At 55.5% G+C, this 26,074-nt stretch carries 26 protein-coding genes and 2 tRNA genes; 20 read left to right on the forward strand and 8 right to left on the reverse strand.

Features of this window, described 5'->3' with window-relative positions:
• The first annotated feature begins 78 nt into the window (after nt 1-78).
• Nucleotides 79-1,029 carry an HTH-type transcriptional regulator Cbl gene (gene cbl / locus HMPREF3096_RS18105; protein WP_004180456.1) on the forward strand — a complete coding sequence of 317 codons (951 nt, stop codon included), beginning with the start codon at nt 79-81 and terminating at the stop codon, nt 1,027-1,029.
• Between the two features lie 77 nt (nt 1,030-1,106).
• Nucleotides 1,107-2,048: a L,D-transpeptidase gene (gene ldtA / locus HMPREF3096_RS18110; RefSeq protein WP_012967646.1), complete on the forward strand. Its 942-nt coding sequence runs from the start codon at nt 1,107-1,109 to the stop codon at nt 2,046-2,048.
• A gap of 44 nt (nt 2,049-2,092) precedes the next feature.
• Here the strand turns inward: ldtA and HMPREF3096_RS18115 are convergent, their stop codons facing one another.
• Nucleotides 2,093-3,103 (reverse strand): GntR family transcriptional regulator, encoded by a 1,011-nt coding sequence (locus tag HMPREF3096_RS18115; protein WP_016161421.1) that lies wholly within the window; start codon nt 3,101-3,103, stop codon nt 2,093-2,095.
• 319 nt (nt 3,104-3,422) lie between these two features.
• On the opposite strand from HMPREF3096_RS18115, the gene HMPREF3096_RS18120 reads away from it, so the two are divergent.
• The 8 genes from HMPREF3096_RS18120 to HMPREF3096_RS18155 are packed head-to-tail and all read left to right on the forward strand — an operon-like array spanning nt 3,423 to nt 11,190.
• The gene (locus tag HMPREF3096_RS18120) at nt 3,423-4,829 is read left to right on the forward strand and encodes an amidase family protein (protein WP_064144070.1); all 1,407 of its coding nucleotides are present in this window, start codon (nt 3,423-3,425) and stop codon (nt 4,827-4,829) included.
• Nucleotides 4,830-4,831: 2 nt separating this feature from the next.
• Entirely contained in the window at nt 4,832-5,713 is an 882-nt protein-coding gene (locus HMPREF3096_RS18125) for a polysaccharide deacetylase family protein (protein WP_016161418.1), read from the forward strand.
• 32 nt (nt 5,714-5,745) lie between these two features.
• Nucleotides 5,746-7,119 (forward strand): MFS transporter, encoded by a 1,374-nt coding sequence (locus tag HMPREF3096_RS18130; RefSeq protein WP_022065160.1) that lies wholly within the window; start codon nt 5,746-5,748, stop codon nt 7,117-7,119.
• A gap of 9 nt (nt 7,120-7,128) precedes the next feature.
• Entirely contained in the window at nt 7,129-7,905 is a 777-nt protein-coding gene (locus HMPREF3096_RS18135) for an SDR family NAD(P)-dependent oxidoreductase (RefSeq protein ID WP_016161416.1), read from the forward strand.
• A gap of 9 nt (nt 7,906-7,914) precedes the next feature.
• Nucleotides 7,915-8,661: an SDR family NAD(P)-dependent oxidoreductase gene (locus tag HMPREF3096_RS18140; RefSeq protein ID WP_016161415.1), complete on the forward strand. Its 747-nt coding sequence runs from the start codon at nt 7,915-7,917 to the stop codon at nt 8,659-8,661.
• Nucleotides 8,662-8,671: 10 nt separating this feature from the next.
• The gene (locus tag HMPREF3096_RS18145) at nt 8,672-8,983 is read left to right on the forward strand and encodes a hypothetical protein (RefSeq protein WP_016161414.1); all 312 of its coding nucleotides are present in this window, start codon (nt 8,672-8,674) and stop codon (nt 8,981-8,983) included.
• Complete coding sequence (locus HMPREF3096_RS18150; RefSeq protein WP_064144071.1) at nt 8,973-9,995, forward strand: CobW family GTP-binding protein; 1,023 nt, start codon at nt 8,973-8,975, stop codon at nt 9,993-9,995. Before HMPREF3096_RS18145 ends, HMPREF3096_RS18150 begins: the two co-directional genes overlap by 11 nt.
• 4 nt (nt 9,996-9,999) lie before the next feature.
• Complete coding sequence (locus tag HMPREF3096_RS18155; RefSeq protein ID WP_064144072.1) at nt 10,000-11,190, forward strand: ABC transporter substrate-binding protein; 1,191 nt, start codon at nt 10,000-10,002, stop codon at nt 11,188-11,190.
• 89 nt (nt 11,191-11,279) lie between these two features.
• Here HMPREF3096_RS18155 and HMPREF3096_RS18160 read toward each other — a convergent pair.
• Together HMPREF3096_RS18160 and mtfA are read right to left on the reverse strand one after the other, a co-directional pair.
• A tRNA-Asn gene (locus HMPREF3096_RS18160) sits at nt 11,280-11,355 on the reverse strand.
• 100 nt (nt 11,356-11,455) lie between these two features.
• Nucleotides 11,456-12,256, reverse strand: coding sequence for a DgsA anti-repressor MtfA (gene mtfA / locus HMPREF3096_RS18165; protein ID WP_008804199.1), 801 nt, complete (start codon nt 12,254-12,256; stop codon nt 11,456-11,458).
• Nucleotides 12,257-12,346: 90 nt separating this feature from the next.
• Between mtfA and HMPREF3096_RS18170 the strand changes: the two genes are divergently transcribed.
• Nucleotides 12,347-12,436, forward strand: a tRNA-Ser gene (locus tag HMPREF3096_RS18170).
• A 274-nt stretch (nt 12,437-12,710) separates the two neighbouring features.
• Here the strand turns inward: HMPREF3096_RS18170 and ompC are convergent.
• Nucleotides 12,711-13,856, reverse strand: coding sequence for a porin OmpC (ompC, locus tag HMPREF3096_RS18175; RefSeq protein ID WP_012967656.1), 1,146 nt, complete (start codon nt 13,854-13,856; stop codon nt 12,711-12,713).
• 538 nt (nt 13,857-14,394) lie between these two features.
• Between ompC and drpB the strand changes: the two genes are divergently transcribed.
• The 4 genes from drpB to HMPREF3096_RS18200 all read left to right on the forward strand — a co-directional run bounded on the left by drpB (nt 14,395) and on the right by HMPREF3096_RS18200 (nt 17,378).
• On the forward strand, nt 14,395-14,676 hold the full coding sequence (gene drpB, locus HMPREF3096_RS18185) for a cell division protein DrpB (RefSeq protein ID WP_012541220.1): 282 nt from the start codon (nt 14,395-14,397) through the stop codon (nt 14,674-14,676).
• Between the two features lie 42 nt (nt 14,677-14,718).
• Nucleotides 14,719-15,426, forward strand: a complete 708-nt coding sequence (locus tag HMPREF3096_RS18190) for a phosphohydrolase (RefSeq protein ID WP_008804202.1) — start codon at nt 14,719-14,721, stop codon at nt 15,424-15,426.
• Between the two features lie 76 nt (nt 15,427-15,502).
• On the forward strand, nt 15,503-16,903 hold the full coding sequence (locus HMPREF3096_RS18195; RefSeq protein WP_012967658.1) for a DNA cytosine methyltransferase: 1,401 nt from the start codon (nt 15,503-15,505) through the stop codon (nt 16,901-16,903).
• The gene (locus HMPREF3096_RS18200; protein ID WP_023340419.1) at nt 16,884-17,378 is read left to right on the forward strand and encodes a very short patch repair endonuclease; all 495 of its coding nucleotides are present in this window, start codon (nt 16,884-16,886) and stop codon (nt 17,376-17,378) included. Before HMPREF3096_RS18195 ends, HMPREF3096_RS18200 begins: the two co-directional genes overlap by 20 nt.
• Here HMPREF3096_RS18200 and yedA read toward each other — a convergent pair.
• A complete protein-coding gene (gene yedA, locus HMPREF3096_RS18205; protein ID WP_008804205.1) occupies nt 17,353-18,264 on the reverse strand; it encodes a drug/metabolite exporter YedA in 912 nt (303 codons plus the stop codon). The genes HMPREF3096_RS18200 and yedA overlap by 26 nt on opposite strands.
• Nucleotides 18,265-18,446: 182 nt before the next feature.
• Between yedA and HMPREF3096_RS18210 the strand changes: the two genes are divergently transcribed.
• Both HMPREF3096_RS18210 and dgcQ read left to right on the forward strand, forming a co-directional pair.
• On the forward strand, nt 18,447-19,358 hold the full coding sequence (locus HMPREF3096_RS18210; RefSeq protein ID WP_008804206.1) for a DUF808 domain-containing protein: 912 nt from the start codon (nt 18,447-18,449) through the stop codon (nt 19,356-19,358).
• A gap of 115 nt (nt 19,359-19,473) precedes the next feature.
• Nucleotides 19,474-21,153, forward strand: a complete 1,680-nt coding sequence (gene dgcQ / locus HMPREF3096_RS18215) for a cellulose biosynthesis regulator diguanylate cyclase DgcQ (protein ID WP_040975950.1) — start codon at nt 19,474-19,476, stop codon at nt 21,151-21,153.
• Between the two features lie 299 nt (nt 21,154-21,452).
• Here the strand turns inward: dgcQ and HMPREF3096_RS18220 are convergent, their stop codons facing one another.
• Complete coding sequence (locus HMPREF3096_RS18220; RefSeq protein WP_032691215.1) at nt 21,453-21,674, reverse strand: YodD family protein; 222 nt, start codon at nt 21,672-21,674, stop codon at nt 21,453-21,455.
• Nucleotides 21,675-21,807: 133 nt separating this feature from the next.
• Here HMPREF3096_RS18220 and dsrB point away from each other — a divergent pair, with 133 nt between their 5' ends.
• Nucleotides 21,808-21,999: a protein DsrB gene (dsrB, locus tag HMPREF3096_RS18225; protein ID WP_012541227.1), complete on the forward strand. Its 192-nt coding sequence runs from the start codon at nt 21,808-21,810 to the stop codon at nt 21,997-21,999.
• A 32-nt stretch (nt 22,000-22,031) separates the two neighbouring features.
• On the opposite strand, the gene rcsA is transcribed toward dsrB, so the two are convergent.
• Nucleotides 22,032-22,655 carry a transcriptional regulator RcsA gene (rcsA, locus tag HMPREF3096_RS18230; RefSeq protein WP_008804210.1) on the reverse strand — a complete coding sequence of 208 codons (624 nt, stop codon included), beginning with the start codon at nt 22,653-22,655 and terminating at the stop codon, nt 22,032-22,034.
• Nucleotides 22,656-23,026: 371 nt separating this feature from the next.
• On the opposite strand from rcsA, the gene yedD reads away from it, so the two are divergent.
• Nucleotides 23,027-23,461, forward strand: a complete 435-nt coding sequence (yedD, locus tag HMPREF3096_RS18235) for a lipoprotein YedD (RefSeq protein ID WP_162823124.1) — start codon at nt 23,027-23,029, stop codon at nt 23,459-23,461.
• A 46-nt stretch (nt 23,462-23,507) separates the two neighbouring features.
• Here the strand turns inward: yedD and amyA are convergent, their stop codons facing one another.
• Nucleotides 23,508-24,995, reverse strand: a complete 1,488-nt coding sequence (gene amyA, locus HMPREF3096_RS18240) for an alpha-amylase (protein ID WP_008804212.1) — start codon at nt 24,993-24,995, stop codon at nt 23,508-23,510.
• Between the two features lie 200 nt (nt 24,996-25,195).
• Here amyA and tcyJ point away from each other — a divergent pair, with 200 nt between their 5' ends.
• Entirely contained in the window at nt 25,196-25,996 is an 801-nt protein-coding gene (gene tcyJ / locus HMPREF3096_RS18245) for a cystine ABC transporter substrate-binding protein (RefSeq protein ID WP_008804213.1), read from the forward strand.
• Nucleotides 25,997-26,074 lie beyond the last annotated feature (78 nt).

Genomic DNA, 26,074 nt, shown 5'->3' on the forward strand with positions numbered 1-26,074 from the left:
GGTTTTTATTATTTGTTACCTGGGACAACAGACTTTAACAATAGCAGATATGTTAAGTCCATTGGCCCGGAGGAAAGGGTGAACTTCCAGCAACTGAAAATTATCCGTGAGGCGGCCCGTCAGGATTACAACCTGACGGAAGTCGCGAATATGCTCTATACCTCGCAGTCAGGCGTCAGCCGCCATATCCGGGAACTGGAAGAGGAGCTGGGGATTGAGATCTTTATCCGTCGCGGTAAGCGCCTGTTAGGCATGACCGAGCCGGGTAAAGCGCTGTTATCCATTGCCGAGCGCATCCTCAATGAAGCCAGCAACGTCCGGCGGCTGGCGGATCTCTTTACCAATGATGCCTCCGGTGTCTTAACCATCGCCACCACCCACACCCAGGCGCGCTACAGCCTGCCGCCGGTGATTAAAGCCTTCCGCGAGCTGTTCTCAGATGTTCGCGTCGAGCTGGTGCAGGGCACCCCGCAGGAAATCGAAGCGCTGCTGCATAACGGCGGGGCGGATATCGGTATCGCCAGCGAGCGCCTGAGCAATGACCCGACGCTGGCGGCTTTCCCCTGGTTCCGCTGGCATCACAGCCTGCTGGTGCCGAAGGATCATCCGCTGACCCAGGTGTCTCCCCTGACGCTGGAGGCGATCGCCCGCTGGCCGTTAATCACCTATCGCCAGGGGATCACTGGCCGTTCGCGAATCGATGAGGCCTTCAACCGCAAGGGGTTGATGCCGGATATCGTGCTGAGCGCCCAGGATTCCGATGTCATCAAGACCTATGTCGAGCTGGGGCTGGGCGTCGGGCTGGTTGCCGAGCAGTCCGGAGATGCCCGGGAAGCGGACACCTTTACGCGTCTCGATACCCGCCATCTGTTCGATGCCAATACCGTGTGGCTGGGGTTGAAGCGGGGCCAGCTGCAGCGTAACTACGTCTGGCGCTTTATCGAACTGTGCAATGCCGGACTGTCGCTGGATGAAATTAAGCGTCAGGCGATGGAGCCGGAAGAGGCCGCTATCGACTATCAGATTTAAGCCATCGCGGTCAGCGGATCGAGGCGAGGAAATAACGCTATAATTCACACACGAGAGTCGCGACTGAGGAAGGGAAAATGACGATGCGGCGTGTGAAATTACTTTGTTCTGCGCTGATGCTGCTCGCCAGCCACGGCGCGCTGGCCGTCAGTTATCCGCTGCCGCCGGAGGGAAGTCGTCTGGTGGGCAGCGCATTTACCATCGCCGTCCCGGAGAACAACACCCAACCGCTGGAAAGTTTTGCTGCCCAGTACGGCCAGGGGTTGAGCAATATGCTGGAGGCCAACCCCGGTGTCGATGTCTATTTGCCGCACTCCGGTTCGACGCTGATTATTCCGCAGCAGTTGATCCTGCCTGACACCGTGCGCGAAGGGATCGTCATCAACGTCGCCGAAATGCGTCTCTATTATTACCCGCCGCTGGGCAATAGTGTGGAAGTGCTGCCAATCGGCATTGGCCAGGCCGGACGCGAAACCCCGCGTAACTGGGTGACGGCGGTAGAGCGCAAGCAGGAGGGACCGACCTGGGTTCCGACCGCCAATACCCGGCGCGAGTATGCGAAAGAGGGCAAAACCCTGCCGGCGCTGGTGCCGCCCGGGCCTGATAATCCGATGGGGCTGTATGCGATCTACATCGGCAGGCTGTACGCCATCCACGGCACCAACGCTAACTTTGGCATTGGGCTGCGCGTCAGCCAGGGGTGCATTCGCCTGCGCAATGACGATATTAAATTCCTGTTTGATAACGTACCGGTGGGGACGCGCGTCCAGCTAATCGATCAGCCGGTGAAGTACACCGTGGAGCCGGACGGCAGCCATTGGCTGGAGGTGCACGAGCCGCTGTCGCGCAATCGGGCGGAATTTGAATCCGACAGAAAAGTCCCCTTGCCGATGACCTCGGCGCTGCGCGAGTTTACTCAGGGGCCGGGAGTGAGTCCTTCGCAGGCCGAGCAAACCCTGCAGCGCCGCTCCGGCATGCCGGTGAATATCAGCGCTGCAGCGGTGCAGGGGAGTTTGTAAGTGTCGAACGACTGGCTGTCCCTGGCGGGCTGACCGCCCTCTGCTTAGTTCGCTTCCATAAAGTTGGGTAAGTCGGGGACAGGCAGCACGGAAAGCACTTTTAAACGCTGAAGGGTCCGGGATTGCGCGCGTTCGAGGTGATCTTTCAGGCAGGCGGCCGCCAGCGCCCAGTTTCCTTTCAGCAACATGTCATACACCAGAGCGTGTTCTTCCAGGGTGGCGGTTTCTACCGGAATGGCCAGTAAATCATAGAAGATACGCGTGATGATGAAAGGAGACTGATGCTGGCGCAGGATCTGCATCATCAGCTTATTACCTGCGGGCTCGAGGCAGCGGATGTGAAGATCTTCTTCCAGTAACTCCAGTTCCGCGGCAGTCAATTGTCGACCTTTATAACCTTGCGTCTTTTGCAGCATGGACGCCAGCCACGCCGACGAAAGGTGAGGTCCAGCCTTGCACAACGCTGCGGGTTCGAGGCTGGCGCGGATCTCGAAGTGATCGGCGATTTCGCGCGCGGTAAGCGGGCCGGTCAACCACTGTGAGTAAGGCTCTTTTTCTACCAGTCCCTTGTCGCGCAAACGCATCAGACTTTCACGGATTACCGAGCGGCTAACATTATAATATTGTGCCGCTTTTTGCTCATTTACCGAATAACAGCCAAATACCATGGCTGTTGAGAGTACAACCTGCAGGTTCTCCAGCACCTTTTCACCACTGGTGCGGGTATCCACCAATGGCTGCTGTTCATCAAGGCCGAAGAGCTCCCTGGTCAAGGCGAGGCGCAATGGCTCGACCTCTTCGTCAGGCTGTGCCACGATAAAACCACGCCCCTCGAAGCGGGTAATTAACCCTTCTTCATGTAACAGACTGAGCGCCCGACGCACCGGCACCCGGCTGGTACCGAATAGTTGTGCTAACGGACCCTCCAGAAGTACCAGCCCCTTTGGCACTCGCTGGGCAACCAGAATATGACGTAAAAACTGACGAATAACTTCATAGCGCGCAGCGGCGGTATCTTCCGTTGCCGCATGCGAAGGGTTTGTCTGCATGACCATATTTTCGATCCTTACCTCATCAAACTTACCTTATCACATCCTGAGCGGTGTCATACCAACCCCCATCATTAGCACCGCGGTAGTGCAGGCTGCCCATTAATGGATCATTACATAAAATATACATTTATAACTCCTGTTCATGATGCTCTTCTACACTTGTTATCTCATTACCCTACCCGCTTATATCTTCTTGAAATTACTGCAATAAAACAAAATTAATACGATATGATCACATTTTAGACACTTTGTTGTCATTCTTCTGGCACTTGTTTTGCTATGTTTAAATGGATTTTTATTTAAATATACATTTAAGGGTGATATGAACGCGAATACGATTCGCCTGCAATTTCAGCGGGGCCAGATTGATGCCTGTGCCATTGCGGCGTTGTTTGCCAGAGGTCAGCTTTCGCCACTTGCGTTTACGGAAGCCTGCCTGACGGCGGCCAAAGAGACCCAGGGGATTTTTATTACACTGACTCCCGAACGCGCCCGTCAGGAGGCTGCCGCCTCGACGCAGCGCTGGCGCGAGGGCGCGCCGCTGAGCCCATTGGATGGTATTCCGGTCTGCTGGAAAGATTTATTCGATATCGCCGGGACCCGAACCACTGCAGGATCCGCAACCCGCCTGGATGCGCCTCTCGCGACACACGATGCCGGAATGGTGGCGCGCCTGACGCAGGCGGGAATGGTGACTATCGGCAAAACCAATCTGAGTGAGTTTGCCTTTTCCGGTCTGGGTATTAACCCAACGTTTACCACGCCGGCATTACTGGCAACCGATGGCGAGGAACATGTTCCTGGCGGCTCTTCCAGCGGCGCGGCGCGAGCGGTTGCTCAAGGGGTGGCCTGCATTGCAATAGGAACGGACACCGCGGGTTCCGTGCGCATCCCTGCTGCGTTTAGCGGAGTGATCGGTTTTCGCGCCAGCCGTCATCGCTATGACGCGAGCGGAGTGTTTCCCCTGGCGGCGTCTCTCGATACGCTCGGGCCTCTTTGTCGCAGCGTCCGTGATGCTTACGCCCTTGATGTCATTCTCTGTGGCGAGGAGACGTCGTCGTCGACGGTGTCACGGTTAATTGTCGATCCGGAAATTCTCAATGCCGCTGATATTAGCGTCCGTGACAACAGTGCTTCGTTGCTGTCCCGATTAGCGGCGTCAGGCGTCGTTGTTGAATATCGGCGCCTGCCAGCCTTACATGAAGCACTTAACTGGATTGCTCACCATGGCTGGCCAGGGGCGATTGAAGCCTTTCAGTTACATGCCTCTCTGCTGGCGTCACCGGCAGCAACAGCGATGGATCCCCTCATTCGCCGCCGACTGCTGGCCTCCGGCACGATTGATCCGGCGGTGCTCACCACCTTTTTGCGTCTACGTCCGATCTGGCAGCAGGCACTGGCTGAAGAACTCAATGGCGCGATTTTAGTGACACCAACGGTCGCGCATACCGCGCCGCGGCTGGCGCCCTTGCAGGCGGATGCCGAGGCATTTGCCTTCGCCAATAGCGCCACGCTGCGCTTAACCATGCCAGGCAGTTTACTGGATATGCCCGGTCTCGCTGTGCCAAGCGGTACGACCGCGAACGGCCTGTATACCAGTCTGCTTTTCTCTTCACCGAACGGTGAAGATCGCTCGCTTTTAAGCGCTGCCTGTGCGGTAGCGCATCTGCTGGCGCCTTCCAAAGGTGATGGCGCTAATTCGTTATCCCTCAACTCAAAAGGAAAATAAACATGGCCAAAGAAATCCTTTGCGCATTTGGTGTGGACGTTGATGCCGTTGCCGGCTGGCTGGGGTCATACGGTGGCGAAGATTCTCCGGATGATATTTCACGCGGCTTGTTTGCCGGCGAAGTGGGCGCGCCGCGGCTGCTGAAACTGTTCGCGGAGCAGCAATTACGTACGACGTGGTTTATTCCCGGGCATTCGATAGAAACCTTTCCGGAGCAGATGAAAGCGGTTGTGGAGGCAGGACATGAGGTGGGGATCCATGGTTATAGCCATGAGAACCCGATTGCCATGACACCTGCCCAGGAGGAAGCGGTGCTGGATCGTAGCATCGAACTGGTGACGCAGTTAGCCGGTAAACGCCCAACCGGGTATGTGGCGCCGTGGTGGGAGTTTAGCAATGTGACTAACGAGCTGCTGTTAAAAAAGGGCATTAAATACGACCACAGTCTGATGCACAACGACTTCCATCCGTACTATGTCAGGGTTGGCGACAGCTGGACAAAAATCGACTACAGCAAGCATCCCGATGCGTGGATGAAACCATTGCAGCGCGGACAGGAGACGGATCTGGTTGAAATTCCAGCCAACTGGTACCTCGACGATCTACCACCGATGATGTTTATCAAAAAATCCCCTAATAGCCATGGCTTCGTTAACCCTCGTCATCTGGAGGAGATGTGGCGCGACCAGTTCGACTGGGTCTATCGCGAAAATGAGTACGCCGTCTTCACCATGACTATCCATCCCGATGTTTCCGGCCGTCCTCAGGTGTTGTTAATGCTTGAACGCCTGATTCAGTACATCCGTAGCCACGATGGCGTTCGCTTCGTGACCTTTGACGAAATTGCAGATGATTTTAAAGCGCGCAAACCGCGCTCGGCATAATGTCATTTACCCCCTGACAGAGGGATTACGCTATGAGCATTTTTAACAAGACTTCCGTAAACGGCTGGCAGCCGCAGCAGTTAACCATCAAGGATGTGAAATTTGCCACCTGGATTGCCTTTTTTGCCTGGGTTTTCGCTGTCTACGATTTCATCCTTTTTGGCACATTATTGCCGGAAATCGGTCTCCATTTTGGCTGGGATGAGGTAGAGCAAGCGGAAATCGCCACCTGGGTGGCGGTTGGCGGCGCAGTGATTGCGCTGGCGATTGGTCCGCTGGTCGATCGTCTGGGACGCCGGATGGGGATTGTCATTACCGTTGGCGGTGCCGCGTTGTGCTCATTATTGACCGCTGTGGGCGGTGCATGGGGGAAAGGGGCGCTGACGGCCATTCGCTCTGTCGCGGGGTTGGGCTACGCGGAACAAACGGTGAACGCTACCTATTTATCAGAACTGTATACCGCGCTCGACGATCCAAAACTCAATAAACGTAAAGGGTTTGTCTACAGTCTTGTGCAAGGTGGTTGGCCGGTCGGTGCACTAGTCGCTTCAGCGCTGACCGCCATTTTAATGCCCATCATCGGCTGGCAGGGCAGCTTCATTTTTGCAGCATTACCCTCACTGGTTATCGCTGTGCTGGCGCTAAAACTTAAAGAAACACCTCAATTCCAGGTACAAAAGAAAATCCAACATTTGCGTGAACAAGGGCAGGTCGCCGAAGCCCGTCAGGTAGCCCAGGATTATCAGATTTCATGGGAGGAACATCACCGCGGTGGGATTGCCGCAGCGTTTCGAGGCACATCGCTGCGCGCCACCCTGGTACTGGGGGCGGCGGTACTGATCAACTGGTTTGCCATTCAGATTTTTAGCGTGCTCGGTACGACGGTCATCACCAAAACCCATGATGTTTCTTTTAACAACTCGTTGCTTATCTTAATCCTGTCCAATCTGGTGGGCTATTGCGGTTACCTGGCCCATGGCTGGCTGGGTGACCGGATTGGGCGTCGTAATACTATCGCGGTCGGCTGGATGCTGGGGGGGGTGGCGTTTGCTGGCATGCTCTACTGCCCGGACAACTTTGCCACTATCGTCACGCTCTACAGTATTGGTTTGTTCTTCCTGATTGGTCCCTACGCTGCAGCGCTGTTTTTCATTAGTGAAAGCTTTCCTACCGCCATCCGTGCTACGGCAGGGGCGTTGATTGGCGCGATGGGACCGGTCGGGGCGATCATCGCCAGCGTTGGTACCACCGCAGTGTTAAGCCATGGAGGGCACTGGCAGGATGCTGCGCTGTGGTTTGGCGCCATACCCTGCTTTATCTCAGGTGTGGTGATGTGGCTGGCGCGTGGCGATGTCCAGCGCGCGTCAGGGATGAACAAGACCGTTAACACACAACCTCAGGCGTAAGGAGCGATGATGGAAACCACAAACATCAGTCAGCGAGTAGCGGCAATCAGTGGTGCGGCAAGCGGCATTGGTCTGGCGCTGGCCACCCTGTATGCCCGCCGCGGAATACGGGTGATCGCCGGTTACTACCCGGATGATCCGCATGACCCTACTGTCGCTGCTGCACAGGTTGAGGAGGCTGGTGGCGATGCACTCTGGCTGCCGCTGAATGTCGCCGATACGGCGTCGGTTGATACGTTTATAGCGCAAGGCGTCGCTCATTATGGCCGTCTTGATTATGTCATCGCCAATGCGGGGATCTTACGCTGCGCGTCTATTGAAGAGATGAACGACGACCGCTGGAACGAAATGCTTAATGTGGACCTCACCGGCGTGATGCGGTGTTTCCGGGCGGCTACGCCACGACTGATCAGCGGTGGGAGTTTGGTCGCAATCTCATCGATTGCCGGGGGCGTCTATGGCTGGCAGGAGCACGCCCACTACGCGGCGGCGAAAGCCGCAGTCCCAGGGATTTGTCGCTCACTGGCCGTTGAGCTTGCACCGCGAGGTATTCGCTGCAACGCCGTGATCCCCGGATTGATTGAAACCCCACAGTCGCTGGATAAGCAGAACTCTCTGGGGCCGGAGGGGCTGGCAAAAGCAGCCAGATCGATTCCACTGGGACGGGTTGGCTGTCCGGATGATATCGCTCGCGTAGTGGCTTTTCTCACCAGCGACGAAAGCCGCTATCTGACCGGGCAAAGCCTTATTGTCGACGGTGGTTTGACCGTCCGCTGGCCGGATTAAGGAGCCACTATGCAGTTGCAAAACAGACGTTGTGTTGTGACGGGCGCGGCAAGTGGTATCGGCGAGGCTATCGCACTGCTTTTTGCCGGCGAAGGGGCACGACTGATACTCACCGACCGGGACCGTAATAAACTGGAAGAGGTGGTACAGCGTTGTCGGTTAATTGGGGCGCATTGCTATGGCGTGGTGGCTGATGTCGGCGAGGTCGACGGGGCAACGGCTGGCGTGGATGCCAGCCTGGGGCACTATGAAGGGATTGATGTGCTGGTCAACAACGCAGGCATGCTTACCCAGGCTCCCTGCACCGATATCACTCTGGATATGTGGGAAACCATGATGGCCGTCGATCTGCGCAGCGTGTTTCTGGCCTGCCAGCGAGCTCTGCCAGTGATGTTAAGCCAACGCTGGGGACGCATTATCAATATCGCTTCCCAACTGGGCATCAAAGGTGGGGCAGAGCTGTGTCACTATGCGGCCGCTAAGGCTGGCGTGATCGGCCTGACGAAATCTCTGGCGCTGGAAGTCTCCAGCCGAAATGTGCTGGTTAACGCTATCGCCCCAGGACCGATTGAAACCCCGCTTATTGAGGGTATTCACCAGGCGTGGAAAACGGCCAAAACGGCGGAGCTGCCGCTGGGGCGCTTTGGGCGAGCAGAAGAAGTGGCGCCGGTGGCGCTGCTGCTGGCCAGCGAGCCTGGGGGTAACCTGTTCGTTGGCCAGACGCTGGGGCCAAATTCGGGTGATGTGATGCCTTGAGGAGTGGATGATGTGCGGAGTGTGCGGCCTGCTTGATAACGGGCCGCAGTGGAGCGATCCGCTGCGGCAGGATATTCCCCTACGCCAGCTGCGTCTGCGGCAGCTGGCATTACTAAACCGTACGCTGAAGCCCTGGCGCCTCTCGCTGACGGAGTTTCATGGTCAATGGCTACTGGCCAGCCCGACGGGACAACAGGTGCTGGTCCACTCCCTGGATCGGTTGTGGAAAGAAGCCGAGAACATGCTGCATCAGGCGATTGATCCGCTCGATGATGCCTGGTTAGCCTCGCTTGAGGCCAAAGGGGAAAACGATGCCTGCTGAAGAGAAATTACCCCTCCATGTGCTGAGCGGGTTCCTGGGTAGCGGTAAAACAACGCTGCTGAAAAACTGGCTCGCCCGGCAGAACGTGAACGATATTGCTCTGCTGGTGAATGAGTTTGGCGAGGTGGGGATCGACCATCACCTGCTTCACGCAGTCGCGCCGGATACTGTGTTATTGCCGAGCGGTTGCGTATGCTGTCAGATTCGTGGGGAATTGCAGGCCGCTCTGCTGGCGCTTTATGAACGGCGGGCGCGCGGCCTGATCCCGGCGTTTCGCTACGTTGTTCTGGAAACCAGCGGGCTGGCCGATCCGGCTCCCATCTTATCGACACTTCTCCACGATCGTCAGTTGCAGAGCCATTTCACGCCAGGGACGCTGGTCACACTCGTCGATGCGGAACATGCCCACCGTCAAGCCGATCTTCAGCCCGAGTGGCTTGCGCAGGTGACGGCGGCGGACAAACTGCTGGTGAGTAAAAGCGATCGCATTGCCCCCGAGGAGACGGTGACGCTCGAGCAATGGCTGCGTCAGCTTAATCCGCTGGCGGAAGTGAGCACTACGCGGCTGGCGCAGGATACCCCGGACTGGCTGTTCCGAAGTGAAGTATTTCGCGGCTCTTATGAACAGCGTTTCCGCTGGTTAGGGTCATGTGCTGACAACACGTTTTCGTTGGTGCCAAAGCGCGATGGCGGGGCGCATCCCACGACAGAAACATGCGTGATTTCGCTTGAGCAGTCGTTAAACTGGCCCGCTTTTGCTATCTGGTTATCCATGCTATTACATTGCCATGGTAACGCGGTGCTGAGAATGAAAGGCATTTTGCGTGTAAGCGACAGTGAGACTCCGGTGGTTATTCATGGTGTACAGCACACGTTGCATCCTCCGGTGCATTTGGATGACTGGCCTGGAGCCTTAAGCCATTCAACGTTGGTATTTATCTTACGTGGACTGGAGGCGCATCGCTTGCAGCAAGCCTTTAGCCGCTTTATGCAAGTATCACAGGAGTCCTGAAGGGATGAGTTCTGCGGCGATTATTTCTCCTCCATTAACGCTTCGGGTGTTGGGCACGTCGGTGACATTACTGGAGATAGTGCGTGTTCGCGCTGAGCAGGAGCTGGGGATTAAGATCGAATACCTGCTGCATAGCGTGGAAGATGCCCAGCGCATCGCGGTTATGCAACCTGACAGTTACGATCTCTATGACCAGTGGTTTCATAATATCGATTTTGTCTGGCCGGCCCGTGCTATTCAGCCGCTGGAGGTGAAGCGGCTGAAATATTGGGACGAGGTGAACGAACTGGCGAAGCAGGGCACCCTGAACGGCGTTGTGGCCGATGGCAGCGTACCGTCCCAGCGCTTGTACGTTCAACGGGATCGCCATTTAAGCAGCCAGCCGAGCGATCTCATCAGCATGCTGCCATTGACGCATAATGCCGATAGCTTTGCTTATCATGTCGACCGTCTTCCCGAGGCGCTTCAGCAGGAAGAAGAGAGTTGGGGATGGTTGCTGCATAGCGCGCTTACTGGCGCGGTCGCCCTGCAAGAGGATGCAGCTATGGGAGGGATCGATGCCGCTCTGGCCATGCAGGGCGCGGGGATGGCGCAGTTTGCCGATATTGGCAATTTGACGTTGGAAGAGATCGATGTTTTGACACAAGGATTAGCCCATCTTAATCGCCAGGGACACTTTGCCGCATTCTGGTCGTCCCAGGAGCAGGCATGCGATTTAATCGATAATCGATGCGTTGAGGTCCAGAGCTTATGGGCTCCCATCTATTTCCGGCACCATTTCCATCAGCGAGGCTATAAAATGGCGCGCCCACGTGAAGGCTATCGGGCGTGGTATGGCGGCATGTCGCTGTCTCGCTGCGTGACTGGGAAGGTAAAAGAAGCGGCCTATGATTACCTTAACTGGTGGCAGTCTGGTTGGCCCGGCGCAGTAATGGCCCGGCAGGGGTATTATATTTCCAACCCTCAGCGAAGCCGCGCTTTTCTGTCTCAGGCCGAATGGGACTATTGGTATGCAGGAAAACCGGCAGCTGAATTACTCCTCGATGCCTCTGGCGCGCCGCTTATTCCTGCGGGTGAGCGTCGGGATGGTGGAAGCTACGAGCAGCGGATGGGACATATTGCGGTATGGAATTCGGTGATGGATGAACATAACTATCTGACGCGACGCTGGCAGGAGGCGCTGATGCGCCGCTAGCTCTTATGCGGCTGGGCCGGACAGAACTGAGGCAGACCTGACGGAAGCTAAAAAGCAAAAAGCCTGCTCGAAAGCAGGCTTTTTTAATGTGGCTCCTCTGACTGGACTCGAACCAGTGACATACGGATTAACAGTCCGCCGTTCTACCGACTGAACTACAGAGGAATCGTGTGAACGAGGCGCATACTACTGGCCTCGCATTTTTGTGTCAACACTAAAATTAACTTGCTGATTCAACTGGCTAAATTTAGCTCAAGGCGTTGTTTTAGTGAACAATGCGCCGATTGTCTTCATCCTGCAGGCCATTCTCACGTATCCGCTGCAGCGGATCCTGCTGGTAGAAGTGGCAAAAACGCTGCCACAGGGCGGGGAAGCGGGGCGCGAACAACTCGGGCGCGCTGAAAAAATATTCCGAGAGGACGGCAAAGCACTCCGCGGGGTCGGTGGCGGCATAGGCGTCAATGCTGGCGGCGCTTTCCCCCACCAGGTCTATCTCATCCTGAATATTGTTCATTGCCGCGTGGAGATCGTGCTCCCAGCCGGCAACCTCGCGTAATGGGATAAGCGGCACGCCGCTGGCCCGATCGCCATTCCTCGCATCCAGCTTATGCGCCACCTCGTGCACCACGAGGTTAAAGCCTGACGCATCAAAGGAGTCCTGAATATCCAGCCAGTTCAGCACTACAGGCCCCTGCTGCCAGCTTTGTCCCGATTGCACCACTCGCTGGTTATGGACCAGACCAATATCATCTTCCCATTCATCATCCACGACGAACGGGGCTGGGTAGATCAGCACTTCATGGAAACCGTCCAGCCACTCTATTCCCAGCTCAAGCACTGGCAGACAAAAGAGCAGGGCAATGCGTGCCTGATGCAGCGGGGTGAGCTCCAGCCCCTGCAGCGCCACCAGACGTTTTTGCTGTAAGAAACGGGCAGCCAACTGAGTAAGCTTGCGCTGCTCAGTGGGAGAAAGATGGGCTAAAACCGGAATGGCAAGCGCTTGCTCCCAGGGCATCTCTGCGTTGCCGGACTCATCATCTGCTTTCCAGGGCCATTTAAACATCATATTGCTCGCAAAGTCGTCACTTGAACACGATTACCGAAACGGGAGCTATTAAAATGCCAAAGATCCTGGCATTATAGCAACCACAACAGCGGAGAGATGCCGGAGCGGCTGAACGGACCGGTCTCGAAAACCGGAGTAGGGGCAACTCTACCGGGGGTTCAAATCCCCCTCTCTCCGCCACTTTTCTCTTAATGACCATTCCCCTTCAATCACACCGTTAGCTTCAGGTATAACGCCTGCGCTGGGGTATCGCCATCATCATCGTCCTGGTTTGAGCGTAGAGACGCGGTAGCGCGCTTTATCCTTTTAGGACCTTATCGCCGCTTTTTGCCCGAACGAGCTTAAACGCATCATAAAGAGGGAAGGTACGCCTGGAAAGCGGCAATGTCGAAAAGAGTGATCTCAACGGAGCGGGAACATCAAAAAGCCCGCTGAACGCGGGCTTTGACGGGGATCAGAACTGATAGACCAGGCCGAGGGCGACGATGTCATCGGTCGCGATACCGCTGTTTTTGTAGAAGCGGTCATCTTCATCCAGCAGGTTGATTTTGTAATCCACATAGGTGGACATATTTTTGTTGAAGTAGTAGGTCATGCCCACGTCGACATACTTGACCAGATCCTTGTCGCCGTAGCGAGAATAGGTGTAGAGATCTTTACCCTTCGACTGCAGATAGGCGACAGACGGACGCAGCGGTAAATTAAAGTCGTCAAACTGATACTGCGCGACCACTTCGAAGTTCTGCGTTTTGTTGGCAATCCCACCAAAACTATCGTTGCCGTAGAAGGTCATGTTGCGGGTTTCAGCATACATGGCGGCCAGATAGATGTTGTTGGCGTCATATTTCGCGCCGACGGTCCAGGCGTCGGCTTTATCGCCATTGGCGTAGCGCTGGCTGCTACGAGCCTCTGCCAGCTGGTTATGGGTACGGTCAGAAGACGAATAGGCCGCACCGAAGCTGATGCCCATATCGAGATCGTAGTAGCTGGAGATACCGAAACCGTCGCCATTTTCCCGCGCCAGTTTACGTTTGCCGCCGTTATTAGTGCCTTCGCCAGAACCGGCGTTTTCATTATTACCCTGATACTGCAGAGCGAAATGCAGACCGTCGACGAGGCCGAAGAAGTCGCTGTTACGGTAGGTTGCCACGCCGTTGGTACGGCCGGTCATGTAGACGTCGGTCTGGGTGTAGGTATCGCCGCCGAATTCCGGCAGCATATCGGTCCAGGATTCGATGTCGTACACCACGCCGTAGTTACGACCGTAATCCAGTGAGCCGTAGTCGGCAAACTTCAGACCAGCGAAGGCCAGACGGGTCCAGGAGTTTGCGCCTTCTTTTTCAGTGGTATTTGCCTGAATGTTGTATTCCCACTGACCGTAGCCGGTTAACTCGGAAGCGATCTGCGTTTCGCCTTTTATACCAAAGCGAGCATAGGTCTGATCGCCATCCTCTGAAGTGTCGTCAGAGAAGTAGTGCAGGCCGTCGACTTTTCCGTAAAGGTCCAGTTTGTTGCCGTTGTTGTTATAGATTTCCGCGGCATTAACGGCATTGGCCATTAATAATGCCGGTACCATGAGTGCCAGTACTTTTCTTTTCATTATATATTCCCTTTTAATAATAATTTCTATGAATTATGACAATCCCTCCGGAATGACTATCAGATACTAACGACTAAGTTCATTTTTATTTAAAATAAAAGATGTAAATAAATAAAATAAAACATTTCAATTTATTTCAATTTGGTTCTTTATATTATTTATGAATAATTTTTGGTGGAGTATTATTTTGCTATATAGCAATGGGATATGGCTTGGTTTGATTAATTTTGTTAACTTAATGAAATGGGTTGTATGAATTAACATCAAGGCATCATTCATCACGAAAATTGCTTTTTGACCGGCAAAAATAATCAATAGATTATCAATGCAACACGCGACCTCCCGCGCCGGAATAAACTTTTCGCATGGGGAGAAGAATAAATAAAACACTTCAGCGCCCGCTCACCGGCAGCATAAGTCGCAGGTTGACGCAGAAGATGGGGATGAAACTGCTGCCTGCTGCGCAGGTTGGCGGTATAATGTGATGCTTGTCACGTTTTGAGTGGCGGTAGTGTGTTGTGTCACGGAGAGGAATGAGATGGAAGAGCAGGCAAAACGTAGCCCCGGAGGGAAGCTCGCGTTATGGGCGTTGTATGCTTTTTGCGGATATTGTGTCTGGGTCATCGTGCGTTACTGGTGGGTGGTCGGAAAAATTCACAGCGTTCCCGGCACCAGCGTGGAGGGCGATTTGGGAACCACAGCGGGAAAATGGCTTGGCGCGCTGTTGGGGATGTTAGTCCTTGCGGGCATTGGCGCGATCCTCGGGGCGGTTGTCTGGTATACCCGGCCGTCTCGCGGCGAGCGGGATCATCAGCGGTAAAGTTGCTATGCTCGAGGCTGACCTTCACATAAAGGAAAGCCTATGAACCTGGTTGACTGGCAGCAACGATATGAGCACTGGATACTGACGCACCACGCGCAGGATGATGCCGCACACGATCTGTCCCATTTTCGTCGCGTCTGGGCCACGGCTACCCAGCTGGCCGCCGGGGAGGAGGTCGACCGACTGGTACTCCTCACGGCCTGCTATTTTCATGACATCGTCAGCTTGCCGAAGAATCATCCGGAGCGAAGCCGTTCCTCGATGATGGCCGCCGAGAAAACCCTCGCGATCCTACAGTCCTCTTTTGCCGATTTTCCCGTGGAGCGTTACGCGGCGGTCAGCCATGCCATCGAGGCGCACAGCTTCAGCGCGGCGATCCCGCCACGCACGCTGGAGGCGAAAATCGTCCAGGATGCCGACCGTCTTGAGTCGCTGGGGGCGATTGGTCTGGCGCGCGTCTTCGCCGTCGCCGGCGCCCTGAATACCATCTTGTTTGATGCTGAAGATCCATTTGCTGACCGGCGGGCGCTGGATGACCGCAGATATGCCCTTGACCATTTCCAGTGCAAACTCCTGCGCCTGCCGGAGACCATGCAGACGACCAGAGGAAAAGAGATGGCGCAGCACAATGCCCGCTTCCTCGTCGAATTTATGGCCAAGCTTAGCGCGGAGCTGCAGGGGGAGCCGCTGGCGCTGGATGAAGCGGTTTTACGCCGCTTTGCACCGCAGGCGTCAACCGACCGGTGATTTATGGTACTCTCTGCAAAAATCGTCCGCGCTGGTTGAGGATATGCCGCAAAAGTTAATTAAGGAAAACAGGTCGTTGCCGCTGGCTGAGCAGGCCGGGGAAGAGGCTCAGGCGCTGCTGCGTCAGCTGATGACGATCTATGATGTGAAAACGCTGGTCGCCGAACTGGTAAGCGTCGGCGAACAGCACTGGAGCGCGGCGATCCTCAAGCGCGTGGCGGCGCTCTCCCGCGCGGCGGGGCGTTTGCGTCCGCAGGAGATCGCCCATCTGGCGACGCTGCTGCCGGCGCCGCCAGCTCATCACCCGCATTATGCGTTCCGCTTTGTCGATTTGTTTGCCGGTATCGGCGGGATCCGCAACGGCTTTGAAGCCATCGGCGGGCAGTGCGTCTTTACCAGCGAGTGGAACAAGCACGCGGTGCGTACCTACAAGGCCAACTGGTACTGTGATCCGCAACAGCATCGTTTTAATGAAGATATCCGCGATGTCACGCTCAGCCACCGCCCCGATGTCAGCGATGAAGAAGCGGCGCAGCATATCCGCGAGACGATTCCTCAGCATGATGTCTTACTGGCCGGCTTTCCCTGCCAGCCTTTCTCACTCGCTGGCGTCTCCAAAAAAAATGCCATGGGGCGCGCGCACGGCTTTGCCTGCGAAACCCAGGGGACGCTATTTTTTGATGTCGTGAGAATTATCGCCGCGCGTCAGCCGGCGATTTTTGTGCTGGAGAATGTCAAAAACCTCAAAAGCCACGATCAGGGGCGCACCTTCCGCATCATCATGCAGACGCTGGATGAGCTGGGGTATGAGGTGGCCGATGCCGGGCATACCGGGCCGGATGACCCTAAGGTCATCGACGGGCGCCATTTCTTACCACAGCACCGGGAGCGCATCGTGCTGGTGGGTTTCCGCCGCGACCTGCAGCTGCATGAAGGATTTACGCTGCGCGATATCGCTGCGCTCTATCCGGCGGTGCGGCCGACGTTTGGCGAGCTGCTGGAGCCGACGGTGGATGCCAAATTTATCCTTACGCCGGTGTTGTGGAAATATCTCTATCGTTATGCCCGCAAGCATCAGGCGCGGGGTAATGGCTTTGGTTATGGTCTGGTAGACCCCGGTAATCCCCACAGCGTGGCTCGAACACTCTCTGCCCGCTACTATAAAGACGGTGCCGAAATTCTCGTCGACCGCGGCTGGGACCGGCCGTTGGGCGAGCAGCATTTTGACGATCCACAGAACCAACAGCGGCGGCCTCGCCGGTTGACGCCGCGCGAATGCGCCCGGCTGATGGGCTTTGAATCGCCCCAGGGTTCACGGTTCCGCATTCCAGTGTCGGATACCCAGGCCTATCGTCAGTTCGGCAACTCGGTGGTGGTTCCGGTCTTCGCCGCGGTGGCGAAGCTCCTGGCGCCGCGTATCGCCCAGGCGGTGGCGCGTCGCGAAGCGGATGATAACGATGGCGGATGTTCACGATAAAGCCACGCGCAGTAAAAATATGCGGGCTATCGCCACGCGCGATACGGCGATTGAAAAGCGGATAGCGGCGCTGCTGACCGGGGCGGGATTCACCTTTGTCGCCCAGGATCGCGCGCTGCCGGGACGCCCCGATTTCGCCTTACCCGACTACCGCTGCGTTATCTTTACTCACGGCTGTTTCTGGCATCACCATGACTGTTATCTGTTTAAGGTGCCGGCCACCCGGACGGCTTTCTGGCTGGATAAAATCGCCGGCAACGTGGCGCGTGACGCCCGCGACCGGCAACAGCTGGCTGAGCAGGGCTGGCGGGTGCTTATCATCTGGGAATGCGCCCTGCGCGGCCGGTTGAAACTAAATGATGAGGCGCTCACCGAGCGTCTGGAAGAGTGGATCTGCGGCGCCGGGCACGACGCGCAGATCGATACGCAGGGGATCCGCGAGCTGGCGTTTACTTCGCCGCCTTACAAGGAGTAGCCTCGCTGCGGGCGGGGAAGAGATATTTTCCCAGCGTCACCAGCACTACGGCGAAAATAATCACTGCCAGCGCCAGCCATTCAATGAGCGACAGGCTTTCACCGCCAAACCCGGTGCCGAGCAAGACGGCCACCACCGGGTTAACATAGGCATAGCTGGTGGCTACCGCCGGGGTGACGTTGCGGATCAAAAACATGTAGGCGTTGATGGCGATTAGCGAGCCAAAGATAGCCAGGTAGGCCAGGGCGGCGATCCCGGACCACGAGGGGACATGGGTTAACGTCTCACCGGTCAGCCATGACGAGACCAGCAGGACGATCCCGGCGGCGAGCATCTCGATAGCCCCCGCCATCATGCCGGTCGGCAGCTCAATCCGCGACCCGTAAACCGAGCCGAACGCCCAGCTTAGCGAACCAATCAGGATCAGCAGCGCGCCCCAGGGGTTGCCGTTCAGGTTGCCACCGCTGTTGAGCATGACGATACCTGCCAGGCCAATGGCAATGCCCAGCCACTCCAGTTTACGGGTGGCGATGCCGAAAAAGCGGCTGAAACATAGCGTGAACAGCGGCACGGTGGCGACCATCACCGCCGCGATCCCTGACGGAACGTGCTGATGTTCGGCGAGAGTGACGAAGCCGTTGCCGACGGCAAGCAGCAAGACCCCAATCAGCGCGGCGTTAAGCAGCGGCCGGCGGGCTGGCAGCTTATGGCCGGTGGCCAGCAGCCAGCCCAGCAGTAGCACGCCGGCTGAGAGAAAGCGAATACCGGCCATCATCAGCGGCGGCCAGCTGGCGACGCCGACGGCGATGGCAAAATAGGTAGAGCCCCAAATGATATACAGCGCAAACAGCGCCCCGATAAGCGGTAACAGCTGACGGGTAGACATAATTCCTCACGACGGTGCAGAGATAGAAAGGGGACATATAGTAAACGTGAAAACTATCGCGCTGGCGAGCGCTTAATTTGCCCGAGTTTGTTAAATTTATATTGACTAATTGTACCTTGGGCACCGGCCGTTTTTTAACGCATACTCGAGGGAGACATTGATGAAAAGAGAAGGAAATTATTTTGGCAGGAAGTAGTCTTTTAACATTACTCGATGATATCGCCACGCTGCTGGACGATATTTCCGTGATGGGCAAGCTGGCGGCGAAAAAAACAGCCGGGGTATTGGGCGACGATCTGTCGCTCAATGCTCAGCAGGTGACCGGCGTGCGAGCGAATCGTGAACTGCCGGTCGTCTGGGGCGTGGCGAAAGGTTCGTTCATTAATAAAGTGATCCTCGTGCCGCTGGCGCTATTGATCAGTGCTTTTATCCCCTGGGCGATTACGCCGTTGCTGATGCTGGGAGGCGCATTCCTCTGTTTTGAAGGGGTGGAGAAGGTCCTTCACAGCCTGGAGGCGCGTAAGCACAAGGAAGACCCTGCGCAACGGCAGCAGCGTCTTCAGGCGCTGGCGGAACGTGACCCGCTGGCCTTTGAGCGTGACAAAGTGAAAGGGGCGATTCGCACCGATTTTATTTTGTCCGCGGAAATTGTCGCCATCACCCTCGGCATTGTGGCGGAAGCGCCGCTGCTCAATCAGATCCTGATCCTCTCGGGGATCGCGATTCTGGTCACCATCGGGGTCTATGGCCTGGTGGGGGTGATCGTTAAGCTGGACGACATGGGCTACTGGCTGGCAGAGAAACGCGCTGCGCTGGCGCAATGGCTGGGCAAAGGATTGTTAGTGGTAGCCCCCTGGCTGATGAAAGTGCTCTCCATCGTTGGGACGCTGGCGATGTTCCTTGTCGGCGGCGGGATTGTGGTTCACGGCATTGCGCCACTGCATCATGCCATTGAGCACTGGAGCGCGGGGCTGGGCGGGATATTGGCTTCCCTGCTGCCGGTCATTGCCAACCTGGTGCTGGGTTTTATCATTGGCGCAGTGGTGCTGGCGGGCGTGAAAGTGGTGAGCAGTCTGCGCCGGTCGGTGAAGTAGAGTGGCTGCACGCAGCGTGACGGCGCTGCGTCGTCTACGCTAAAAGCGCGCCCGGCGTCGACACCAGCCGGGGCGCTGATGTCGTCAGGTTTGCGCAACGTACTGCGAGATAATGATGGATAAGCCACTTCGGTTGAAGATAAACAAGCTCCGCCACCTGACTCGCCCGGCGCATGTGGTTAACGTTTGTTTTATTGTGGTGCTTTTTTTCTCCACGTTACTGATCTGGCGTGAAATCAACGTTCTGGAAGAGGCCTATGTGGCCAACCAACGCAATAATCTGGCTAATGTCGCCCATGAAATGGATGGGTTGCTGCAGTTCAATATTGACCGGATGATGTTTTTTCGCCACGGCATGCAGTCTGCCCTTGAGCAGCCGCTCGATATCGACGTATTGCGTAGTGCCAGTCAGCGCTATCTGAGCCAGCGTCACCAGGAGGCCTGGCGAGTGGCGCTGCCGAATCGTCGTACGCTGCCGGTGTTTGGCGTCTCGGGGAGCGTCGTCGGTAACAACCCTATGCTGCTGAAGGACGATCCGCTCGCGGCTGATGAGTTGATGGCGACGCTGGAGCTGGGGTATCTGTTGAATCTGACGCAACATGACCGCGATTTCGCCGAGCGGATGCAGTATATCTCTCGCAGCGGCTTTTTCACCTCGACCCTGCCGCTGCGGGACGAGTCGCAGGTGATGACCCACTATTCGCAAGCCATCAGCGCCCTCTGGTTTACCCGACAGAGCCAGCGGAATAATCCGGGGCGGGGCGTTATCTGGCAAACCTTTCCTGACGATGACCCGCAGCTGGAAGAGCAGGTGGTCACCGCTTCGATACCGCTGGATTTCGCCGGTTACTGGCGCGGGGTGCTGGCGATGGATTTCTCGGTCAGTGAAATAAAAGCGTTTTTGGTCAGCGCCATGCAGGGCGGGCAGGAAGGGGAGTACCAGCTTTATGATAGCCATTTGAACCTGCTGGCCTCTTCCGCGCCGGGGAATGTCCTGACGCTATTGTCCCCCAGGGAACAGGAACTGCTCAGCCGCGCGTTTGTCCATGATAACCAGGGGGGGCTGCGCTTGCTGACGCGCTATATCAGCTGGGCCAAACTGCGCAATTTTGACGGCGTGTTGCTGCGGATCCACACCCTGCGGGAAGGCGTGCGGGGCAATTTTGGCACCATCACCATCGCCCTGACCCTGATGTGGGTCCTCTTCACCTTGATGCTGTTGCTCTCCTGGCTGGTGATCCGCCGCATGGTCCGCAATATGAGCGTCCTGCAAACCTCCCTTGAATGGCAGGCATGGCATGATGCCTTAACCCGTCTGCTCAATCGCGGGGCGCTGTTTGAACAGGCGATGGCGGTAGCCAGCGCCTGCCAGCGCAGTGGACGGCCGCTGTCGGTGATCCAGCTCGATCTGGATCACTTCAAGCGCATCAACGATCGCTATGGCCATCAGGCGGGTGACAGAGTGCTGTCGACGGTGGCCAGTACCCTTGCCAGCACCGTTCGTGAGGGTGACTTGCTGGGCCGCGTGGGCGGGGAGGAGTTTTGTGTCGTGCTGCCGAATACCACACTACAGGACGCGGTGGCGGTGGCAGAGCGGCTACGCCTGCGAATTCAGGGCCGGGAGGTCTTTTTACATAACAATGTGACGCTGCGGGTCAGTGCCTCACTGGGGGTCAGTACCAGCGAAGAGCAGGGGGAGTATCAGTTTGAAGCCTTACAGTCGGTGGCCGATCGTCGTCTCTATCTGGCAAAGCAGAACGGCCGCAATCAGGTCTGTTTTCGCAGCGAAGCGTGAGCAAAACGTTTCGCCCGAATCAGGCAAAATGAGATTTTTCTTAAAGTGTTCGACGGGGATCGCGCTATCGAATGAAACCGGTTTGCGGCGAAGCCTTCTCGCATCAGCCCTGCAGCCCTGCTCAAAGCAAAGCGCTAACATTCTCAATAATTTGCGTCATGAATATCGCTTGTCATGCAAAATAATTGAGGATAATGTTTTAACGCATCGGATTTCCCGGTGTAACGAATTTTCAAGTGCTTCTTGCATTAGCAAGTTTGATCCCGACTCCTGCGAGTCGGGATTTTTTTCGCCTGCCGTTAGCGGTTAACTTCACTGGCGCTGAAATCGTGAATGTCGAGCTCAAATGCCTCCGCCAGTTCGCGCCAGGTATGTGACCCGCGGCCATCAATGCTGGCGCGCTGTGGGTCGTCCAGAGTGCGATGGATTTCACTTTCGCTAATCTCATTAATCGCTGCCAGTAGCGCATCCACGTTGACATCAACGTCATTTCCGGCCTGGCCAGTCAATCGATTCTTCATCATTACCCCCTCGCTGAGCGTCGCTCAAGCCTCTTTAAGTATAGTCGGTCTAAAAAAACACCAGTCATGGGCCGCGACGCTGCGAGTTGCGTGGTTTTGTTCTACACTGGCTGAAAAATAGAGGAGAGTGAATATGCAGGTGAACGATCGTGTCACGGTGAAGACCGACGGTGGCCCACGTCGATCGGGGGTAGTGCTGGCAATTGAGTCGTTTAGTGAAGGGACGATGTATCTGGTTTCGCTGGAAGACTATCCTTTAGGGATCTGGTTTTTCAACGAAATAGGGCATCCGGATGGGATCTTCGTCGAAAAAGAAGCCTCATAAAACGGGACTGGCGGTACCACCGCCAGTCTGTTTTAACGCAGATTCACCTGAATACCTGACGTTACGTTTTCGGTCAGCCGAACGATATGGTAAATCACCTGCTTATTGTGCGTTTGTATTTTCTTTTTAATATTGCCTTTATGCGATGATACCGTCTTCGCTTTGATGTTCATTTGCGTTGAAATTTGTGACGTGCCGTGCCCGGCCATCCACATTTGCAGCATATTTGATTCTGTTTTACTCAGCGACAACGTCGGTAAATTTAATTGCCCCAGACTGCTATTTTTGTATTTTAGATAATTAACCAGAATAACATCAAGGTCTTTTGGCGTTATCGATTTCGAACTGATCAGCAGGTTTTTCCGTACCCGCAAATAGCGGTCAAAATGAATGTTTGCCAGCGACATAAAGATAACAAACAGCGTCGCCGGGTTTTGCGTAATGATCTGGCGAATAATGCCATTACTTTCATCATCATGCACGAAGCAGTCTTCATTAAGAAACACCACTGCCGGACAACACGACGCGCAATGTTTTTGCAAATCTGTCGCGCAATGGACCTCAACGATTTCCTGTTTTTTTATTCCCCGACTGGTCAGATAACCCGTTAAGCCTAACCGGGTATAACTGCACAAATCCATAATCATCGTTGACATGACCCATCCTCAATCAACACGTAACGATATTCTCTTCACACGCATTGTGCGAAGCAGTCCTTGCGAGCAGTAATAGTAGGTTTACGAAAGAACCTATTAGTTCCGTTAAACTATTCCGCATCTATGCATATAATTTGCCAGGAAAACTCTTAAAGTAAAGTCGAGAACCGGTAGTGTGAGCGGATTAAAAACAAAAAGTGCCCATAGATGCTATGGTTACGCCCCAAACATTATTTTATTTTCGGAATTTCCTTATTTCAAATGAAGGCGGTGCTGCCCGTTCCTGTTTTGCCCGGTTTTTCCGCCGGGAGCGGGGGTGGAAGGCTTAACGCTTTAATGCCACAATACTTTTTTATCGGCTTGTGGGATGAATGATGAAACAGTTAGTTTTTGCGGGCATGGTGGTGGCGCTGGCCGGATGTGTGCAGGTTGATCATTACGATGACGTCGTTAAAGCACCGGCGCCGGCTGGCCTTGAGGGCTACTGGCAATCGAAAGGGCCGCAGAGTGAAATGATGAGCCCTGACGCGATCGCCAGCCTGATCGTCACTAAAGAAGGGGATACCTTCGACTGCCGCCAGTGGCTGCGCGTGATCGCGCAGCCGGGTAAACTGATGAACCGCGATAACCAGATCTACAACGTTACCGCTTCCCTGGATATCTATCCAATCGAGCGTGAGGGCAATACCCTCTCCTACGATCGTATGACGTTGACTCGCGTTGAACGCCTCACCCCTGAGTGCGAAAAGGCGTGGGCCAAAGCGCGTACGACAGGGGCCGTCAGCGCGCCGGCTTCCGTGCGCTGAGGTTCCGGCGGGCCCGTTCCGGCCCGCCAGGTACATCGCCAGCTGACTACAGCACGGCTTCCATCACCCACACGCTCACGCTACCCCCGTTGCAGGTAAAGATCGCGCTACCCTCAGCGTCGGTTTCGACAATCTCTTCCCGGTTGCCGAGAAAATCCCGCCAGCGTTTATTGCCATAGTTCTCGCCCAGCGTCAGGGTTTTTTCTCCCTCATCGCCATTGGACATCACCACCACGCAGCCGGGATCCTCGTCGGTGCCGCTACGGCTGAAGGCAATACAGTTGGGGTGATCGAACCACAGCGTTTGCACGCCATGGGCAAAGCGCTGACGGGCGTCGATCAGTTCATGCAGTTGTTCGATAACGGGCATCTCAATGGCGTAGGTTTGTCCATCGCCGCCGGTATCTTCATAGGATGCGCCGAAAAGATCGGCATAAAAGACCGACGGCACACCATTTTCACGCAGCAGGATCAGCGCATAGGCCAGCGGCTTGAACCAGGGTTCAACCGGCGCCTCGAGGGCCTGCAGCGGCTGCGTATCGTGGTTTGTCACCAGCGTCACGGCGTGAAAAGGGTCTGCTTCCACCAGCGTGCCGCTGAATATCTGGCTCATGTCATAATCGCGCCCCTGGCGTGAGGCTTCATGAAATTTCATCTGCAGCGGGGCATCGAACAGCATCGTCTTGCCCTCGACCAGGTCGATATACTGCTGGAGCTTTTCCACCTCATGGGACCAATACTCTGCGACAATAAACAGCGGCTGCGGTGCCACCTCCTGGACGTGCTCGATCCACGCTTTGTAAAACCAGGCGGGGATATGCTTCACGGCGTCAAGACGAAAACCATCGCAGCCGGTCTGCTCCATGACCCAGCGCGCCCAGTATTTGATCTCCTCGGTAACGGCGTGATTACGAAAATCAATGTTGGCGCCCATCAGGTAGTCGAAGTTACCAAGCTCATCGTCGACCTGCTCGTTCCAGCCTTCACCGGTGTAATCGTTGACGATTTTAAACACACCGTCTTCCGTCGGATTCTCAATGTGGTCGATACCGCTAAAGCATTTGTAGTCCCAGACAAATTGCGAATACTGCCCGGCCCGCACCGGAAAGGTATAGCGAGTCCATGCCTCACACTCAATGATCTCCTCGGCAATCTGGGTGCGATCGTGCTCATCGACGCGCTGCACCTGCAGAGTTTCTTTTTCATCGGCGCCCATTTTGTGGTTCACCACCACATCCAGCAGCACGGCGATATCATGCTCTTTCAGAGCCTTCATCGCCGCCAGCAGCTGCGCTTTATCGCCATATTTGGTGGCGACTGAACCCTTTTGATCAAACTCACCAAGGTCGAAGAGATCATAGGTGTCATAGCCGACGGAATAACCGCCCGAGGCGCCTTTATAGGCGGGCGGCAACCAGACCATATTGATGCCGATTTCATTCAGGCTGGGGGCCAGCGCTTCGACTTCACGCCATAGCTCGCCGCCGGCGGGGTAGTACCAGTGAAAACATTGCAACAAAGTGGGGTTTTTCATCTTCCATGCTCCAGACGTCAACAGGCTGACCTTTGCAGTATGGGAGATATCCCGCAAAACGGGAGAGGAAAGCCCTGATTTTCGCTATACCCTAATCGGGATCATATATAATAAATTGGCATAAGATGTAGCGTAACGATGTTGGTGCCGGGCCGTTAAGCGCCTTACACTACAGGAAAATCCTAACCTTCGGGGTATCTATGAAATTAGCACTTCTGGGTCGTCAGGCGCTGATGGGCGCGATGGCCGTTGTTTTGATGGCTGGCGTTAGCGTGAAAACTTTTGCAGCGGAAAACCTGCTCAATCAGGTTAAAGAGCGCGGTACCCTGCGCGTGGGCCTCGAAGGCACCTATCCTCCTTTCAGCTTCCAGGGCGATGACGGCAAGCTGACCGGATTTGAAGTGGAGTTTGCCAACGAGCTGGCGAAACATCTTGGCGTGAAAGCCGATCTCAAACCGACCAAATGGGACGGTATGCTGGCCTCGCTGGACTCCAAACGCATTGACGTGGTGATTAACCAGGTCACTATCTCCGATGAGCGTAAGAAGAAATACGATTTCTCAACCCCGTACACTATCTCCGGTGTGCAGGCGCTGGTGAAGAAAGGTAACGAAGGCGCGATTAAAACCGCGGCGGATCTGAAAGGCAAGAAAGTCGGCGTCGGGCTGGGCACTAACTATGAAGAGTGGCTGCGTCAGAACGTCCAGGGCGTTGATGTTCGCACCTATGATGATGACCCGACTAAATACCAGGATCTGCGTGTAGGCCGTATTGACGCCATTCTGGTTGACCGTCTGGCCGCGCTGGATCTGGTGAAGAAAACTAACAATACGCTGGCGGTAACCGGTGAAGCATTCTCCCGTCAGGAGGCCGGCGTGGCGCTGCGCAAAGGCAACGACGATCTGCTGAAAGCGATTGACGCCGCGATCGCGGATATGCAGAAAGATGGCACCCTGAAGGCGCTGTCAGAGAAATGGTTTGGCGCTGACGTGACGAAATAACGGTCAGTGGTGAAAAAAGGCGCTCCTGGAAGCGCCTTTTTTTATTTAGCGCGTAACTGTGTGCATAATGAAGCATAA

This window comes from Klebsiella sp. HMSC25G12, assembly GCF_001807705.1.
Lineage (GTDB): Bacteria > Pseudomonadota > Gammaproteobacteria > Enterobacterales > Enterobacteriaceae > Klebsiella > Klebsiella variicola.